Origin of the sequence: Undibacterium sp. Jales W-56, from assembly GCF_025548535.1 — a bacterium.
Taxonomy (GTDB): Bacteria; Pseudomonadota; Gammaproteobacteria; order Burkholderiales; family Burkholderiaceae_D; genus Undibacterium.
In genome coordinates this window covers 664,018-678,569 of record NZ_JAJLQW010000001.1, presented here as the reverse complement: position 1 = coordinate 678,569, position 14,552 = coordinate 664,018, and the positions used below count along the sequence as shown (strand labels likewise).

12 protein-coding genes, 1 tRNA gene and 1 pseudogene are annotated in these 14,552 nt (G+C 51.7%); 9 read left to right on the top strand and 5 right to left on the bottom strand.

Features of this window, described 5'->3' with window-relative positions; all coding sequences use genetic code 11:
• Positions 1 to 106 precede the first annotated feature (106 nt).
• Positions 107 to 193, top strand: a tRNA-Leu gene (locus tag LPB67_RS03045).
• 239 nt (positions 194 to 432) lie between these two features.
• Here the strand turns inward: LPB67_RS03045 and LPB67_RS03040 are convergent.
• Positions 433 to 561 (bottom strand): hypothetical protein, encoded by a 129-nt coding sequence (locus LPB67_RS03040; protein ID WP_262835588.1) that lies wholly within the window; start codon positions 559 to 561, stop codon positions 433 to 435.
• A 47-nt stretch (positions 562 to 608) separates the two neighbouring features.
• Between LPB67_RS03040 and LPB67_RS03035 the strand changes: the two genes are divergently transcribed.
• Positions 609 to 1,886, top strand: a complete 1,278-nt coding sequence (locus LPB67_RS03035) for an NRAMP family divalent metal transporter (RefSeq protein ID WP_262835587.1) — start codon at positions 609 to 611, stop codon at positions 1,884 to 1,886.
• Positions 1,887 to 2,232: 346 nt separating this feature from the next.
• Here LPB67_RS03035 and LPB67_RS03030 read toward each other — a convergent pair whose 3' ends face one another.
• A complete protein-coding gene (locus tag LPB67_RS03030) occupies positions 2,233 to 2,934 on the bottom strand; it encodes a glutathione S-transferase N-terminal domain-containing protein (protein WP_262835586.1) in 702 nt (233 codons plus the stop codon).
• Positions 2,935 to 3,162: 228 nt separating this feature from the next.
• Here LPB67_RS03030 and LPB67_RS03025 point away from each other — a divergent pair, with 228 nt between their 5' ends.
• On the top strand, positions 3,163 to 4,590 hold the full coding sequence (locus tag LPB67_RS03025; RefSeq protein ID WP_262835585.1) for an IgA Peptidase M64: 1,428 nt from the start codon (positions 3,163 to 3,165) through the stop codon (positions 4,588 to 4,590).
• A 226-nt stretch (positions 4,591 to 4,816) separates the two neighbouring features.
• Complete coding sequence (locus tag LPB67_RS03020) at positions 4,817 to 5,332, top strand: hypothetical protein (RefSeq protein ID WP_262835584.1); 516 nt, start codon at positions 4,817 to 4,819, stop codon at positions 5,330 to 5,332.
• Here the strand turns inward: LPB67_RS03020 and LPB67_RS03015 are convergent.
• Positions 5,269 to 5,553: a phage integrase N-terminal SAM-like domain-containing protein gene (locus LPB67_RS03015; protein WP_262835583.1), complete on the bottom strand. Its 285-nt coding sequence runs from the start codon at positions 5,551 to 5,553 to the stop codon at positions 5,269 to 5,271. The two genes, LPB67_RS03020 and LPB67_RS03015, sit on opposite strands and share 64 nt — an antisense overlap.
• 144 nt (positions 5,554 to 5,697) lie before the next feature.
• On the opposite strand from LPB67_RS03015, the gene LPB67_RS03010 reads away from it, so the two are divergent.
• Together LPB67_RS03010 and LPB67_RS19160 are read left to right on the top strand one after the other, a co-directional pair.
• On the top strand, positions 5,698 to 6,384 hold the full coding sequence (locus tag LPB67_RS03010) for a hypothetical protein (RefSeq protein WP_262835582.1): 687 nt from the start codon (positions 5,698 to 5,700) through the stop codon (positions 6,382 to 6,384).
• Between the two features lie 183 nt (positions 6,385 to 6,567).
• Positions 6,568 to 6,672: pseudogene (locus LPB67_RS19160) on the top strand (integrase core domain-containing protein); the annotation flags it as partial.
• A 241-nt stretch (positions 6,673 to 6,913) separates the two neighbouring features.
• Here the strand turns inward: LPB67_RS19160 and LPB67_RS03005 are convergent.
• On the bottom strand, positions 6,914 to 9,232 hold the full coding sequence (locus LPB67_RS03005; protein WP_262835581.1) for a heavy metal translocating P-type ATPase: 2,319 nt from the start codon (positions 9,230 to 9,232) through the stop codon (positions 6,914 to 6,916).
• An 86-nt stretch (positions 9,233 to 9,318) separates the two neighbouring features.
• Between LPB67_RS03005 and cadR the strand changes: the two genes are divergently transcribed.
• Complete coding sequence (gene cadR, locus LPB67_RS03000) at positions 9,319 to 9,771, top strand: Cd(II)/Pb(II)-responsive transcriptional regulator (RefSeq protein WP_316685067.1); 453 nt, start codon at positions 9,319 to 9,321, stop codon at positions 9,769 to 9,771.
• 619 nt (positions 9,772 to 10,390) lie between these two features.
• On the opposite strand, the gene ilvD is transcribed toward cadR, so the two are convergent.
• A complete protein-coding gene (gene ilvD / locus LPB67_RS02995; protein ID WP_262835580.1) occupies positions 10,391 to 12,253 on the bottom strand; it encodes a dihydroxy-acid dehydratase in 1,863 nt (620 codons plus the stop codon).
• A 416-nt stretch (positions 12,254 to 12,669) separates the two neighbouring features.
• Here ilvD and LPB67_RS02990 point away from each other — a divergent pair, with 416 nt between their 5' ends.
• Together LPB67_RS02990 and LPB67_RS02985 are read left to right on the top strand one after the other, a co-directional pair.
• Positions 12,670 to 13,080 (top strand): DUF2237 family protein, encoded by a 411-nt coding sequence (locus LPB67_RS02990; protein ID WP_262835579.1) that lies wholly within the window; start codon positions 12,670 to 12,672, stop codon positions 13,078 to 13,080.
• Positions 13,081 to 13,157: 77 nt separating this feature from the next.
• Complete coding sequence (locus LPB67_RS02985) at positions 13,158 to 14,060, top strand: 5'-nucleotidase (RefSeq protein ID WP_262835578.1); 903 nt, start codon at positions 13,158 to 13,160, stop codon at positions 14,058 to 14,060.
• Positions 14,061 to 14,552: the final 492 nt, after the last annotated feature.

Below are 14,552 nucleotides of genomic sequence, written 5' to 3'. Positions count from 1 at the left end.
GGTAAAAGAGAGGCGCAGTAACGCCAAACAGCTTAAGAAAATATGGCGGATTGCAGACGCACTATTGCAATCTTAAGTCACTTCTGTCATAATCTTCGCTTGCGTTGCCGAGATGGCGGAATAGGTAGACGCACGGGACTCAAAATCCCGCGCTGGAGACAGCGTGCCGGTTCGATTCCGGCTCTCGGCACCAATAACATTAAATGTTATTGGCAAATTAGAGAACCCTGTAAAGCTAATAAAATCAAAGCTTTACAGGGTTTTTTATTTATTAAATTCGAAAAAATTCCGATTAAAAACTTGCAATTCGGTTTGCCACAAAAAACCATAATTGACTCTTGGTCTTACCTTATCCTACCTCTTATTACCTCTCTTTTTGTGCCATTTTGTTCTGTACTTTTTTTACCTCACGTACCAGTCCTTGATTGCAACTTATTCGTCGCTGTCGATGGTTTTCTTTGCCGCAATCTTGATCAGCGTATTCACGATCTTTTCTCCCGGTAGACTTTGACCGGCATCAATCGCTGAAGACCCTCCCGTGTAGCATCGTGAGCACTTCATACCTATGCTATCTTGGCTGCATACGAATTACTCTGAATAGACGACTGATGCCAAAGAAGATACCCACGCTTCAAAACGAAGAAAAATCCTGGCTAGAAAAACTCGGTCCCGGCCTGATTACCGGCGCCGCTGACGACGATCCAAGTGGGATCGCTACATATTCGCAGGCCGGTGCGCAATTCGGCTTCAACATGTTGTGGACCGTATTATTCACCTATCCTTTAATGGTCGGTATCCAGGTGGTAAGCGCCAGAATCGGGAGGGTGAGCGGGCATGGTTTGGCCACCAACATTCGCCTGCACTTTCCGGGTTGGCTTTTGTACGGCGTAGTCGGACTGTTGCTGATCGCAAATACGATCAACATTGCAGCCGATGTATCTGCCATGGGTGAAGCACTTAAGTTGCTCATCGGCGGTCCGGCACAAGGCTACGCTGTGGCATTCGGCGTCTTGTCATTGCTGCTTCAAGTATTCATTCCCTATCGTCGCTATGTCCGCATCTTGAAATGGCTAACCTTGGCTCTGTTAGCCTATGTGGCAACGGTTTTTGTCGTTCAGATCCCCTGGCCGCAGGTCATCATGGGAGTATTGGCCCCGCAAATCTCCTGGAAGACGGAGTACATTACAACCGTTGTCGCTGTGTTCGGTACGACGATCAGTCCTTATCTTTTCTTCTGGCAAGCGTCACAAGAAGTCGAAGAACAGCTGGCGGATCCTCATGCTCAACCCTTGATTAAGGCTCCGGCTCAAGCGGCAGCCAATCTGCAGCGGATTAAAATTGATACCTATATCGGTATGGGTTTTTCGAACCTGGTGGCGTTCTTCATTATCTTGACCACGGCGGTGACGCTCAACTTACACGGGATTACCGAAATTCAGACTTCGGCGCAGGCTGCATCAGCATTACGTCCGATCGCTGGCGAGTTCGCTTTCCTGTTATTCAGTGCCGGAATCATTGGCACCGGCTTGCTCGCTATTCCGGTCCTGGCGGGGTCATCGGCCTATGCCATGGCAGGCGCATTCAAATGGAAAAACAGTCTTGAACGAACCCCAATGAGAGCAAAGCGCTTCTATGGAATCATCGCCGTTTCGACCTTAATCGGGATAGCTCTTGGCTTTAGCAAGATTGATCCAATCAAAGCCTTGTACTGGAGCGCTGTGATCAATGGGGTTATTTCTGTTCCTATTATGGTCGTGATGATGTTGATGGCGGTCAAGCCAGAAATTATGGGGCAGTTCGTCGTCACCACTAGACTGAAGGTGCTTGGATGGCTGGCGACGCTGATGATGGCGGCAGCCGTTTTTGCGATGCTGTGGACCTTATAAAACCCCGGTGACATTTTTTACTCGGGCACACTTTCAACTATCCGTTTTCTTCCAAAGCACCAATGCGAGAATGGTGCTTTTCTTTCATAGAACTTACGCAAAACGACACGTTGCTTACAACAAGGTACGTTGAACCCGCATACTGGATGCGGCTTTCCGAGGCATTTCGTGCCAACAGGCGCACTCAGCTTGCGGGTTCATGAATATCAAACGCTATGTATTCAGTCCCTTCTTGCCTGTTCTCTGTGTCTCCGTGTCTCTGTGGTGAGAGGTTTTGGTTTTTGCGTAAGTCCTATTTCAATCCAAAACACGATGTTTCAGTCCCTACCACCTCCTGCTAATACCTTTATCGTTTAGGAATTTCCAGTCCGCGCAGCACTGCTGATCGCGCGAGGAATTGGTGCAATACCCTGGTGACATGCGGATAATGCGCCATCTCCACCAAATCTCCTGCTTCATAAAATCCGATCAGATTCCTGATCCACGGGAAGGTGGCGATATCGGCGATGCTGTAACTATCACCCATGATCCAGTCTCGTCCGGCCAAGCGCTGATTTAAAACACTTAGCAAGCGTTTTGATTCGGCGACATAGCGATCACGCGGACGCTTGTCTGCATAATCCTTACCGGCAAATTTATGGAAAAATCCGAGTTGGCCGAACATAGGTCCGACACCGCCCATCTGGAACATCAGCCACTGTATGGTTTCATAGCGGACCGCCGCATCTGGCGGAATAAATTTTTGCGTCTTATCTGCCAGATAGAGCAAAATAGCGCCTGATTCAAACAACGCCAGCGGCTGACCGCCGGGACCGTCGGGATCGATGATGGCGGGAATTTTATTGTTTGGATTCAACGATAAAAACTCGGGGGAGAGCTGATCATTCGTATCGAAACTCACCAGATGCGCTTCGTAAGCAAGTCCCGTCTCTTCCAGCATAATCGATACCTTGACGCCATTCGGCGTAGGCAGTGAATACAGTTGCAAGCGATCGGGATGCATTGCAGGCCATTTTTTTGTGATGGGGAAATTTGCCAGGTCAGTCATGTTCTGTTCTTTCAAATGGATACGTGGATCAAGTGCTGAGAAATGAATCCTCAAAAAGGAGCCATCAACTGCGAACGCAAACCTACGATGCAATTTGTGCTCGCGCTAGCGTGCAGCAGTTTAAAATAATTCCCTGATCCTCGCCGGGCCCGCAAAATCCACGATGTAGATATAACCGATAAAGACAAGAACGGAGCTAACGTGTATAGAACTACTTTTAAAACGATGATGGCAACTCTGCTAGCACTTGCCGCATTAACCACGGCGGCAACAATCGCCTCTGCCGCATCGTCGACAACAACGGCACCGGCCACAGTGCGCCTTGACTATCTGCATACCGGCAATGCGAACGCCGAACAGTATGCGATTGAGCGGGTATTAATCGAACCTTTGCCCTGGCCCGGCAATTTATCGCGCACCATCGACGACAGTGATCGCGGTGTCAATAAGGTCGAGATACTGGATCAAAAAACCGGCGCCTTACTGTACTCACGAGGTTTCTCAACAATTTTCGGCGAGTGGAGCAGCACGGATGAAGCGAGCCGTGTACAACGCGCTTTTCAGGAATCCGTGCGCTTCCCCAAACCCGAAAAACCGGTGCGCGTACGCATCCTCAAGCGCGATGAAAAAAATAACTTCGTCGTGGCGTGGAGTATCGATATCGATACCGATGCACAAGATGTGATTCGCAAGCAAGGTCCCGCGCCCGCCAAAACCCTGCCGATCAGGGTCAATGGCCCATCGGATCAAAAAGTCGATCTGCTGATTCTAGGCGATGGCTACACGGCTGCCGAGATGGCGAAATTTGAGAACGATGCGCGCACCTTGTCGGATCATTTATTTCAGGTGTCGCCGTTCCGTGAACGTGCAACGGATTTCAACGTCTGGGCCATGGCAGTGCCGACCCAGGAATCCGGCGTCTCCCGTCCCTCCACAGGGATGTATCACGCATCGGCCCTGGGAACACGCTATGACATCTTTGGCAGCGAACGCTATGTGCTGACCACAGACAATCGCGCCTTGCGTGATATCGCACAATATGCGCCGTATGAGTTCATCGAAATTTTGGTCAATAACGACACCTATGGCGGCGGTGGTATCTTCGGTCAATTCAGTACCGCCGCAGCCGGCAATGACTGGGCAAAGTATTTATTCGTCCATGAATTCGGTCATCACTTCGCCGGGCTGGCCGATGAATATTACACCTCGCCGGTTGCCTACCAGCCCAGCGCAACACACCAGGAACCCTGGGAACCGAATGTCACCGCCTTGCAAGATCCGGCCCGACTCAAGTGGAAAAATAAAGTAAAGGCAGGCACCCCATTACCTAGTCCGTGGCCAAAAGAAATCTATGATGAGCATGCACGTGAATACCAGAAAAAGCGCACTGCCCTGCGAGCCGCGAACCGACCGGAATCCGAAATGAACGCGCTGTTTAAAGAAGACCTGCAATACAACAATGCCCTGTTTTCAAAAGCGCCGCATCAGCATGTAGTCGGTGCTTTTGAAGGCGCCAATTATGAATCCAAAGGCTATTATCGCCCTGAGATGCAATGCATCATGTTTGATCGCAGCGAGACTTTCTGCGGGGTATGCAGCGACGCCATCAGCACCATCATCGATTTGTATACCAGGCCGCTGGCTGCAGGCAAGTAGTACCTACGGAGCTAATCTGCAATAGCGATGCCTATGTGATTCCATCTGCAAAACCGGAAATGCATTACAATCGGGGCACTTAGTCTGACAACGCCCTTGCACTCTGTCGCAGAGATGCGTTCAACATTCACCTCTTGAAAATTCAAGAGGTTTTTTATTTTCAATACCTCCAGCCAGATATTCCATCAGGCGACTACCTATTTCAAAAAATTACCGAAAGTACCCGATGAGCAGCTTCGACGATCCATCTGATTTAATTGAAGATAGCGAACAAGATTCAGCTGAAAAAATTCAGGAACCCCGCTTGTGGCGGGACAAAGGCTGGACGGCACGCGTGATCAAGAATGACGACGATGAAGGCTGGGCGGTTGCCATGATCAAGGACGGCGAACCTGAACCGGCCCTGATTGGTCCGTGGACTATGGGGCGCGACAAAAAGAATCCCAAGCCCTTGGATGCGAATGCCTTTGGCACACTGGTAAAAACCGCGTCCGAAGTGATCCGCCGTCATGAGCAACAATTGCATGCGATTCTGCATAAGAGCCTGATGGTCAGCACGGCAACGGCAGACTATAAAATCAGCCTGGATATCGTGCCGGATGACGACGATCCTTACGCCATCTTATCGGCCCATGATGCTGACAGCAATGAGCTGGCCAAAGTACGGGTTGCCGCGAACTACAAACTCTCGATGGGCAATGCCAATGCATGGATAGAGAATGAATTCCGCAAACCCGACTGATCACTTTGTCTGACTAAAACGGATAAGAAGGCTTTGACCTCGGCGGCACCCATCTCTATGGGATGGCGTAGCCCATGGAAGCGGATGTACCATCGAATCCAGTAGACATAGGCTACTTCTGTACGTAAGCTATCGTGCTTATCACGAATACAATTTTTAACGCGGATTAGCAACTTTGCTTGTTTGGAACTTAGTTCGGAAGTGAGACGATCGGTGCCCATGGAAGCTGTCTGCCTTTCCTGTTTGTTTAATACTGTGTATTTGTACGGCATATTAAGGAAAGCGGCGCAGAGCAACGGTTACGAACGAACGACCTCGCCAGGTTAGGCGGAATTTTTTTCACCCTATTTGAAGTTATGCATCCTATGTTTAGTAAATTACTCGCTGCAGTTGGTCTTAATTTCGCTGCTGCTTCTGACTCAGTCGCGGGCACGCATTATTCGCCATACTCCAATGATGCGATCAATGTAATTTACAACTTACTTTTCTGCGACAATCCAGATGGGTTTAAAAGTAAGCCAAGTGAGCCCCCCACGCGTTGGCAATCAATTCTATTTTCTGCCCCTTCCGATTTCGGTGCTCTAGAAGCGTTAGCTTCCGACACTTCGGCAGAAGGACGTGTTCGATTTTTGGCTTTCTCGCGTCTTCGCGAGCAAGGAAAAATTGTTCAACCAAAGATTTTGCTTGGTGTGATTATTGAAGTACCACTCAAGGGTGGCCTCGATACACTCGCCGCATTTTCGGAAGGTGGTGTGCGCTATATTAATCAGTCTGGCAAACTCGTTGTCATTGAAAGTGTTGAAAGCTTTCTGCCGATGGTTAAGAAATTATTTTCTGTTTCAGCGCCGGTTGTGTCGCAGATAGGGCCGTGGGATAAGCCACGATTAGCTCCCCCAAAACAAGGAAATGTACGATTAACATTTTTGGTCTCGGACGGCCTCTATTTTGGTGAAGGGCCAATGTCCGCAATGCAGCGCGAAGCTATGGCGGGGCCGATCATTAATCATGCAACTGAGTTACTTCAGGCTGTTGTTGCCACAGGTTCGAAATGAAAATGCATAACACGACGCTCGATTCGGAAACTGCGCAAATAGGCATTTCGACCTTCGGTATTCTTTCAATCATATGCTCTTCGGTTGCAGTGCGTTGCACTCAGTCCCGATCAGCTTTGCGTTATATGTATGAATGAGCTGACGTAGTTCGATATTTCAAATATGGCTAGCGGAGGACTGACACTGGTTTTGGAATCCGTGCGCATTTATAACGGCGAACGACCGCATCAGTCTTTACAATACAAAACGCCCGATGAGATTCATCGGGCGTCTTTAGCTACTATCTGATCGGTGAATCGGCGCACCGACAGGTGTCAACCTAATTCAGGACGGGTCATTAATTTTCTGATAGCGGGCGCCCCCGAGACCTTTGCGTTAAAAATATCAACCTGACTGCCCGTTAAAGCTGACGAAGCTGACATACATTCAGCGACGGTGAACCACAAGAATCGGCCAATTTAAGCCGTTCCTGATCTGGCACACCATGTCAGGTCGGATTGCAAATTGTACAGTTTAGATCATATCGGCATCAGCATTCAGCGTCAGCCGCCTGCTTCCAGCGCAATAAACGCAGGCCATTAAACACCACGATCAGGCTCGCGCCCATGTCGGCAAATACCGCCATCCATAAGGTCGCGATGCCTGCACAGGCCAGTCCGAAGAACACCGCTTTAATCCCGAGTGCGATGACGATGTTCTGCCTCAGGATAGCCGCCGCCTGGCGACTCAGGCGGATGAATTGCGGTATCTTTCTCAGGTCGTCGTCCATCAGGGCGACATCGGCAGTCTCTAATGCGGTATCGCTGCCCGCTGCGCCCATCGCAAAACCGATATGCGCGCAGGCCAAGGCGGGCGCATCATTGATGCCGTCTCCCACCATGCCGACTGTCGTGTATTGGCTGATCTGCTGCTTCAGCGCTGCCAGCTTATCGTCTGGCAATAAACCGCCGCGCGCTTCATCGATCCCGACCAATTGCGCGATCGCATTGACCGTCATCTGGTTGTCCCCGCTCAGCATCACCGTATGGATGCCCATCTTGTGCAATTCGGCAATCGCCTGACGACTCGATGCGCGCACCGTATCGGCCACAGCGATGATCGCGATAGCGTTCACGCTGTGGCCGATCACGACCACGCTCTTGCCTTCAGCCTCCAATCGCTTTAACTGCTGCTCGATCTCTGGACTGCACAAACCGAGTTCTTCAAGCAAGCGATGATTGCCTAAGAAATGCAATTGCGTATTAACGCGGGCTTGGATACCACGACCGGGTAAGGCCTCGAAGTCAACCACCGCATCCGGTTCGGTATCCTGATCAAACTGCGGCGAATGTTGCTGGATATGTTGCTGGATATGTTGCTGAGTTTGTTGCTGCATATATTGCTGAGTATGCTGATAAATCGCCACGGAAACAGGATGATCCGACCGCTCTGACAGCAAAGCGGCAATGCGCAAAGCAGCGAACTCCTCCGTCGCTGCCAGCATAATCACATCGGTGACGACCGGTTTGCCCTGGGTAATCGTGCCGGTTTTATCCAGGGCGATGCTGCGCAATTCCCGTCCCTGCTCCAGATACATGCCGCCCTTGATCAGGATGCCTGCTTTTGCCGCAGCGGCCAGACCGCAGACCACAGTAACGGGCGTAGAAACCACCAAAGCACAGGGACAGGCAATCACCAGCAGCACCAGCGCTTTATACAGCCAGATCATCCACGGTAAACCCAACAGCAACGGCGGCACCACCGCAACCGCCAAGGCAATCGCAAACACGATGGGTGTGTAGTACGCAGCGAATTGATCGACAAAACGCTGGGTCGGCGCTTTACTCGCTTGCGCCTCTTCCACCGCTTTAATGATGCGCGCTATGGTGGAATCCGTTTGCAATGCGCTCACAAGATATTCAAACGAGCCGGTCTGGTTGATCGTACCGGCAAATACTTGATCGCCGACTCGCTTCGCAACAGGCATGCTTTCGCCCGTAATGGGGGCCTGATTGACTGAGGACTGCCCTTTGCTTAGTTCTCCATCCAGCGGAATCCGCTCACCGGGTGCAACGCGTATCGTTTGACCTACATGGATGCTGGCAGCGGCTTGCATCTGCCAGTTGCCATCGGCCTGCAACACGCTTGCCTGTTCGGGTGTCAATGCCATCAGACTGCGAATCGCATTGCGCGCGCGGTTGAGCGTCAAGGCTTCTATCATCTCTGCGAGGTTGAATAAGACCATCACCATCGCCGCCTCGGGCCACTGTCGCAGCAAGACCGCGCCAGTGACCGCAATCGCCATCAGGGCATTGATATTCAGGTTCCAGTTGATTAAAGCGATCCAGCCCTTTTTATACGTGCCCAAACCACTGATCACAATCGCCAGCAGCGCCAGCGACATCACCGGCCAGCCATGTTCATTGCCGCCGAACCAGGCAAGCAACTCCGCCGCAATCGCCGCTACGCCGGCGCTTGCGAGCAGCCACCATTTATGCGATGCAAGCGCTGTTGCCGGCCTGATTTCCTGCGATCCGCTGGCTGGCAGCAATACCGCATTCATCCCTATCGCGGCCAGGGCTGCGCTGATTTGCGGTAACTGGTCGGTGTGAACGATACTTAATTTACGCTGCAAGAGATTGAAATCGAGTTTGCCAATTCCAGGCATGCCGGCGAATTTACTGCGTATCAACGCCTCCTCGGTTGGACAGTCCATGTTGTCGATCAGGAAGCTGGTACGGCTGCTACCCGGTGGGATGCCCGCATGCGGCGACTCTGCCGCTGCCGTTCTATCCGACTTGGCTTGCGTTGCTGAATGCGCATGGGTATGCCCGTGATCGCAGCAAGTATGTTCGTGATGAGTAGGCATGATGGTCCTTAATAAGCGTATATTACGCATTAGAGACCCTGTAGCAGATATAGAGTCAAGCAAAAAGAAGGTAAGGGGAATGAGGTATGCCAAATGATCTGAAGATAGGCGAATTGGCCAAACGCACAGGCTGCCTGGTGGAAACCGTGCGTTACTACGAAAAAGAACAATTGCTGCCGCAGCCAGGCCGCTCCGACGGCAACTTCCGGCTGTATAACGAAACGCATGTCGAGCGCCTGCAATTTATCCGTAATTGCCGCTCGCTGGACATGACTCTGGATGAGATCCGGCACCTGCTAAAATTTAAAGACTTGCCGAATGAAAACTGCGCGCAGGTGAATGCCCTGCTCGATGAGCACATTCAGCACGTCGCCGCCCGTATCGCCGAATTGAGCAGCTTGCAAACGCAGTTACATGAATTGCGCAGCCTGTGTCAGACAGCACAGGCCAGCGCGGATTGCGGAATATTGCAGAATTTAGCGAGCGCCGAGGGTAGCGCTCCGGCGAATTTTGGCAGCCATAGCGGTGGATGCCATTAAATCCATCGGGCAAATGAATGGCTCGGATGATTGATTGCCTGCCTATGTCAATTGCCGGTCAGGTCATGGCGAATTTACTGCCGTCTTAAAGCGCGGCAATCAGTCCGCCAAAGCGGCTGTCAACACGACGATGGTTGCTGCGATTTGCGCCAGGATGATCAATGAAATCATGGTGTTTTTCCTTTATTAAATGAGAACAACGCCATCATAGGTGGATTTTTATTGTCATTCCAATCACATATATCGATACCAGTTATACGTTTCAAGAATGTCATCATAATTTCATATTTCTGACATTGATATTCTTAACCAGGACTTACGCAAAACGACAAGCTACTTACCACAATTCAGATTGAAACCGCAGGCTGGATGCGGCTTTCAGCGGCATTTCGTGCCAACAAGCGCACCCAGCTTGCGGGTTCATTTGAATATCGAAACGCCATGGCGTCTTTCCTCACTTGCCTTTTCTCTGTGTCTCCGTGTCTCTGTGGTGAGAGGTTTGGTTTTTGCATAAGTCCTAATTGATATTCTTAATTTCCAAAATAGGAATAAAAAAGCCTCAAACTCGCGTTTGAGGCTTTTTCCAGAATGCTGCCAATCGTCGATAAACCGTCGACCATCAGCGCTTTAACTGCGACAAATCCCGCACGGCACCGCGATCTGCCGAGGTCGTCAACGCGGCATAGGCTTGCAGCGCCTGCGATACGTAGCGATCGCGATTGACCGGCAGCCAGGCCGCCTCGCCTTTGGCTTCCATCGCGGCGCGGCGCTCTGCCAATGTGGCATCGCTGATGCGCAAATTGATGCTGCGCTGTGGGATGTCGATGTCGATCATGTCGCCCTCTTCCACCAGGCCAATCGCGCCGCCCTCTGCGGCTTCCGGCGAGGCATGGCCGATCACCAGACCCGATGAGCCGCCAGAGAAGCGACCGTCGGTGAACAGGGCGCATGCTTTGCCTAAGCCTTTGGATTTGATATACGAAGTCGGGTATAGCATCTCTTGCATGCCGGGACCGCCTTTGGGACCTTCGTAACGGATGATGACGACATCGCCTTCATGCACGGTGTCGCCCATGATCGCATCGACTGCGGCATCCTGGCTCTCGAACACCCGTGCCTTGCCGCTGAATTTGAGGATACTTTCGTCCACGCCCGCGGTCTTTACGATGCAGCCTTTTTCTGCCAGATTGCCGTACAACACGGCGAGGCCGCCATCTTGCGAATAGGCATGCGCTTTGTCGCGGATACAGCCGCTGCTGCGATCGGTATCGACTGCTTCAAACCGTTCAGATTGCGAGAAAGCCGTTTGCGTCGGCACACCGCCCGGCGCCGCGCGGAACAACTGATGCACCGCCGGATCCTGGGTACACATGATGTCGTTATTGGCAATCGCATCGCCCATGGTTTTACTGTGGATGGTCGGCAAGCTGGTATCCAGCAAACCGCCACGCGCCAGCTCACCGAGGATACTGATGATACCGCCGGCCCGGTGTACGTCTTCGATATGGTATTTGTCCGTCATTGGGGCGACCTTGCACAGGCAAGGCACTTTGCGCGAGATGCGGTCGATATCCGCCATGTCGAATGCCACCCCGGCTTCATGTGCGGCTGCCAGCAAATGCAGCACGGTATTGGTCGAGCCGCCCATCGATACATCGAGTGCCATGGCGTTCTCGAACGCAGCTTTGCTCGCGATACTGCGCGGCAAAACCGAGGCGTCATCATGCTCGTAATAACGTTTGGCGATATCGACAATCAGACGGCCGGCGCGTAAGAACAGTTCTTTACGATCAGAATGCGTCGCGAGTATCGTGCCGTTACCTGGCAAGGCCAGGCCCAGCGCCTCGGTCAGGCAGTTCATCGAATTGGCGGTGAACATGCCGGAACAAGAACCACAGGTCGGGCAAGCCGAGCGCTCGATCTCTGCCACATCGGCATCACTGACTGTGCTGTCGCCAGCCTTGATCATGGCATCGACCAGATCGAGCTTGATGATTTTTTGTGAGCCGTTGACGACTTTCAAGACCTTGCCCGCTTCCATCGGGCCGCCGGAGACAAACACCACCGGAATATTCACCCGCATCGCCGCCATCAACATGCCTGGGGTAATTTTGTCGCAATTCGAGATACACACCATGGCATCTGCGCAATGCGCATTCACCATGTATTCGACCGAATCGGCAATCAGGTCGCGTGATGGCAGCGAGTACAGCATACCGCCATGACCCATCGCAATCCCGTCATCTACCGCAATCGTATTGAATTCTTTAGCGACGCCGCCGGCGGCCTCGATCTCGCGCGCAACCAGTTGCCCCAGATCCTTCAAATGCACATGACCCGGCACGAATTGCGTGAAGGAATTCACCACCGCGATGATCGGTTTGTCGAAGTCGCCGTCCTTCATGCCAGTGGCGCGCCATAATGCGCGGGCGCCTGCCATATTGCGGCCATGCGTGGTAGTGCGGGAACGGTATTGCGGCATGATGTCTCTCCAGAGTAAATATGTTCTTAGAGTGCACCCGGATGATTTTGTTGTCAAATAGGGGTTTTACATGAAATTAGGTCGCATTAGATATAAATGGGATTTACGCAAACACCAAACCTCTCACCACCGAGACACGGAGACACAGAGAAAAGCAAGAGGACCGGTTCTATGAAATGAATATAAAAACGAACCCGCAAGCCGGGTGCGCCTGTTGGCACGAAATGTCTCTGAAAGCCGCATCCAGCCTGCGGGTTCAATGTGGACGGTGGTAAGCAGCTTGCCGTTTTGCGTAAGTCCCGATAAATAAAAATTTGTTTACCTCAGCAATTGAGGCTTGAATAATTTCCTGTATTCTTCAGTACATCCACGCTGTTTTACGCAATCCGATAGCTCTCCTGAAAGCCTTGCAATTTATGTCAACATCCGCCATTCCGCCAGCCCTGAACGTGTTTGGGCAACCGCTGGTGCCTTGCTCCTTCGATCCCCTGACCGGTTTTTTGCGTGATGGCTGCTGCAAAACCAATGAGCAAGATGTCGGCACGCACATCATTTGCGTCATCGTGACGGCGAGTTTTTTGATGTATAGCAAAAGCCGGGGTAACGATTTAATGACGCCGCGCCTGGAATGGAACTTCCCCGGCCTGCAACCCGGCGATCAATGGTGTCTGTGCGCGAACCGCTGGCTGGAAGCGATGGACGATGGCGTTGCGCCGCTGGTGGTCTTGGAAAGTACCAACATCAAGATGTTACAGTTGGTGGAACTGGAGATACTCGAGCAGTTTGACAGCAGGACCGGACACGATGAGTTGTCATCCAATCTTTGAGCAAGGCTTGGTCAAGATTCACTCCGGCTTCCGATCCTCCGACTCCATTCACCGTTATTGAAAACATACTGATCCCTATGGCTTTTTCGCTCGATAATTTATTAGTCGTTGGCATCTCTTCCCGCGCCTTGTTCGATCTGGAAGTCGAAGAACGTATTTTTCAGGACGATGGCTTGGCAGCCTACCGGCAGCACCAGCTGGATAATGAAAATACGATTCTCAAGCCCGGCGCCGGATTTGCGCTGGTCAAGGCCTTGCTGCATCTGAACACCCTGACGCCGCAGCACAGGCTGGTCGAAGTCGTGATCATGTCGCGCAATTCGTCCGAGACTTCCTTGCGCATTTTCAATTCGATCAAGCATTACGGCCTCGACATTTCCCGTGCGGCGCTGGTAGGCGGCGCCTCCTTGTCGCCGTATTTGCAGGCGTTCAATCTGAGTTTGTTTTTATCGCTACATGAAGACGATGTGCAGGCTGCGATCAATTCCGGCATGGCAGCCGCTTTGCTGTACGGCATCCCGGAGAATCCGCAGCAAGAGTTGGAGCAAATCCGGATTGCATTCGATGGCGATGCGGTGATTTTTTCAGATGAATCGGAACGGATTTATCAGGAACAAGGGATTGAAGCCTTCGAGCAGCATGAACGCGACAACGCCAGCAAGCCGCTGCCGGAAGGTCCGTTCGCCCGTCTGCTGGTGGCGCTGTCCTTCCTGCAAAATAATTTTAAAAGCGCCGATGGCAGAGCCTTTCCTTTGCGCACCGCACTGGTCACTGCGCGCTCATCGCCAGCGCACGAACGGGTGATCCGTACGCTGCGCGCATGGAATATCGCGATCGACGAAACCTTCTTCATGGGCGGCGTGCATAAGTCCGCCGTACTGGGCGCTTTCAAACCGCATATGTTCTTTGACGATCAGCACGGCCATTGCGAGCGCGCATCGAGTGTGGTGGCGACCGGACGGGTACCGATTAAACAGTGACTTAAGGAACCTCAAACGTCACTATAAACACACATACTCCCCATTAAATTTAACAAAACAAGCCTAAGCCGCATATGTAACTTGCGCGATAAAAATATACTGGGAAGGAGTATAAATAATACCCCTGCAATCCACGATAACTCCGCGTCCCGCAACAGAGCATCATCCATCAGGCCGACCGCCTCATAGGGAAGTAAAGCCTGACCTGTTTTTGCGCCGGCAGACAGGATGTTGCGAGCGCACAGCGGATTTACCGGCGATACCGAGCATCTGGATTAAACAATAATTGCCTTCCTGCGATTATTCGGCTTAAGATGATTCCAATATAAATAACTAGCTTGGGTTGGTTCACATCACCCCGATAAGGCATGCCGCCTGAGACTGCGCGCAACAAGCTTGAAGGAGCAATCAAAGAGACTCCGATTCTTTACCCGTATTACGAATTGCTACGAATTATTACGAGTTCATTTTCGTGTGGCAGAATAGCACCCC

Coding starts and splice junctions, on each gene's coding strand:
- LPB67_RS03035 (WP_262835587.1), top strand. CDS start 609: ATGCCAAAGAAGATACCCACGCTTCAAAACGAAGAAAAATCCTGGCTA.
- cadR (WP_316685067.1), top strand. CDS start 9,319: ATGCCAAATGATCTGAAGATAGGCGAATTGGCCAAACGCACAGGCTGC.
- LPB67_RS03010 (WP_262835582.1), top strand. CDS start 5,698: ATGTTTAGTAAATTACTCGCTGCAGTTGGTCTTAATTTCGCTGCTGCT.
- LPB67_RS03040 (WP_262835588.1), bottom strand. CDS start 561: ATGAAGTGCTCACGATGCTACACGGGAGGGTCTTCAGCGATTGATGCC.
- ilvD (WP_262835580.1), bottom strand. CDS start 12,253: ATGCCGCAATACCGTTCCCGCACTACCACGCATGGCCGCAATATGGCA.
- LPB67_RS02990 (WP_262835579.1), top strand. CDS start 12,670: ATGTCAACATCCGCCATTCCGCCAGCCCTGAACGTGTTTGGGCAACCG.
- LPB67_RS03025 (WP_262835585.1), top strand. CDS start 3,163: ATGGCAACTCTGCTAGCACTTGCCGCATTAACCACGGCGGCAACAATC.
- LPB67_RS03020 (WP_262835584.1), top strand. CDS start 4,817: ATGAGCAGCTTCGACGATCCATCTGATTTAATTGAAGATAGCGAACAA.
- LPB67_RS02985 (WP_262835578.1), top strand. CDS start 13,158: ATGGCTTTTTCGCTCGATAATTTATTAGTCGTTGGCATCTCTTCCCGC.
- LPB67_RS03015 (WP_262835583.1), bottom strand. CDS start 5,553: ATGGGCACCGATCGTCTCACTTCCGAACTAAGTTCCAAACAAGCAAAG.
- LPB67_RS03005 (WP_262835581.1), bottom strand. CDS start 9,232: ATGCCTACTCATCACGAACATACTTGCTGCGATCACGGGCATACCCAT.
- LPB67_RS03030 (WP_262835586.1), bottom strand. CDS start 2,934: ATGACTGACCTGGCAAATTTCCCCATCACAAAAAAATGGCCTGCAATG.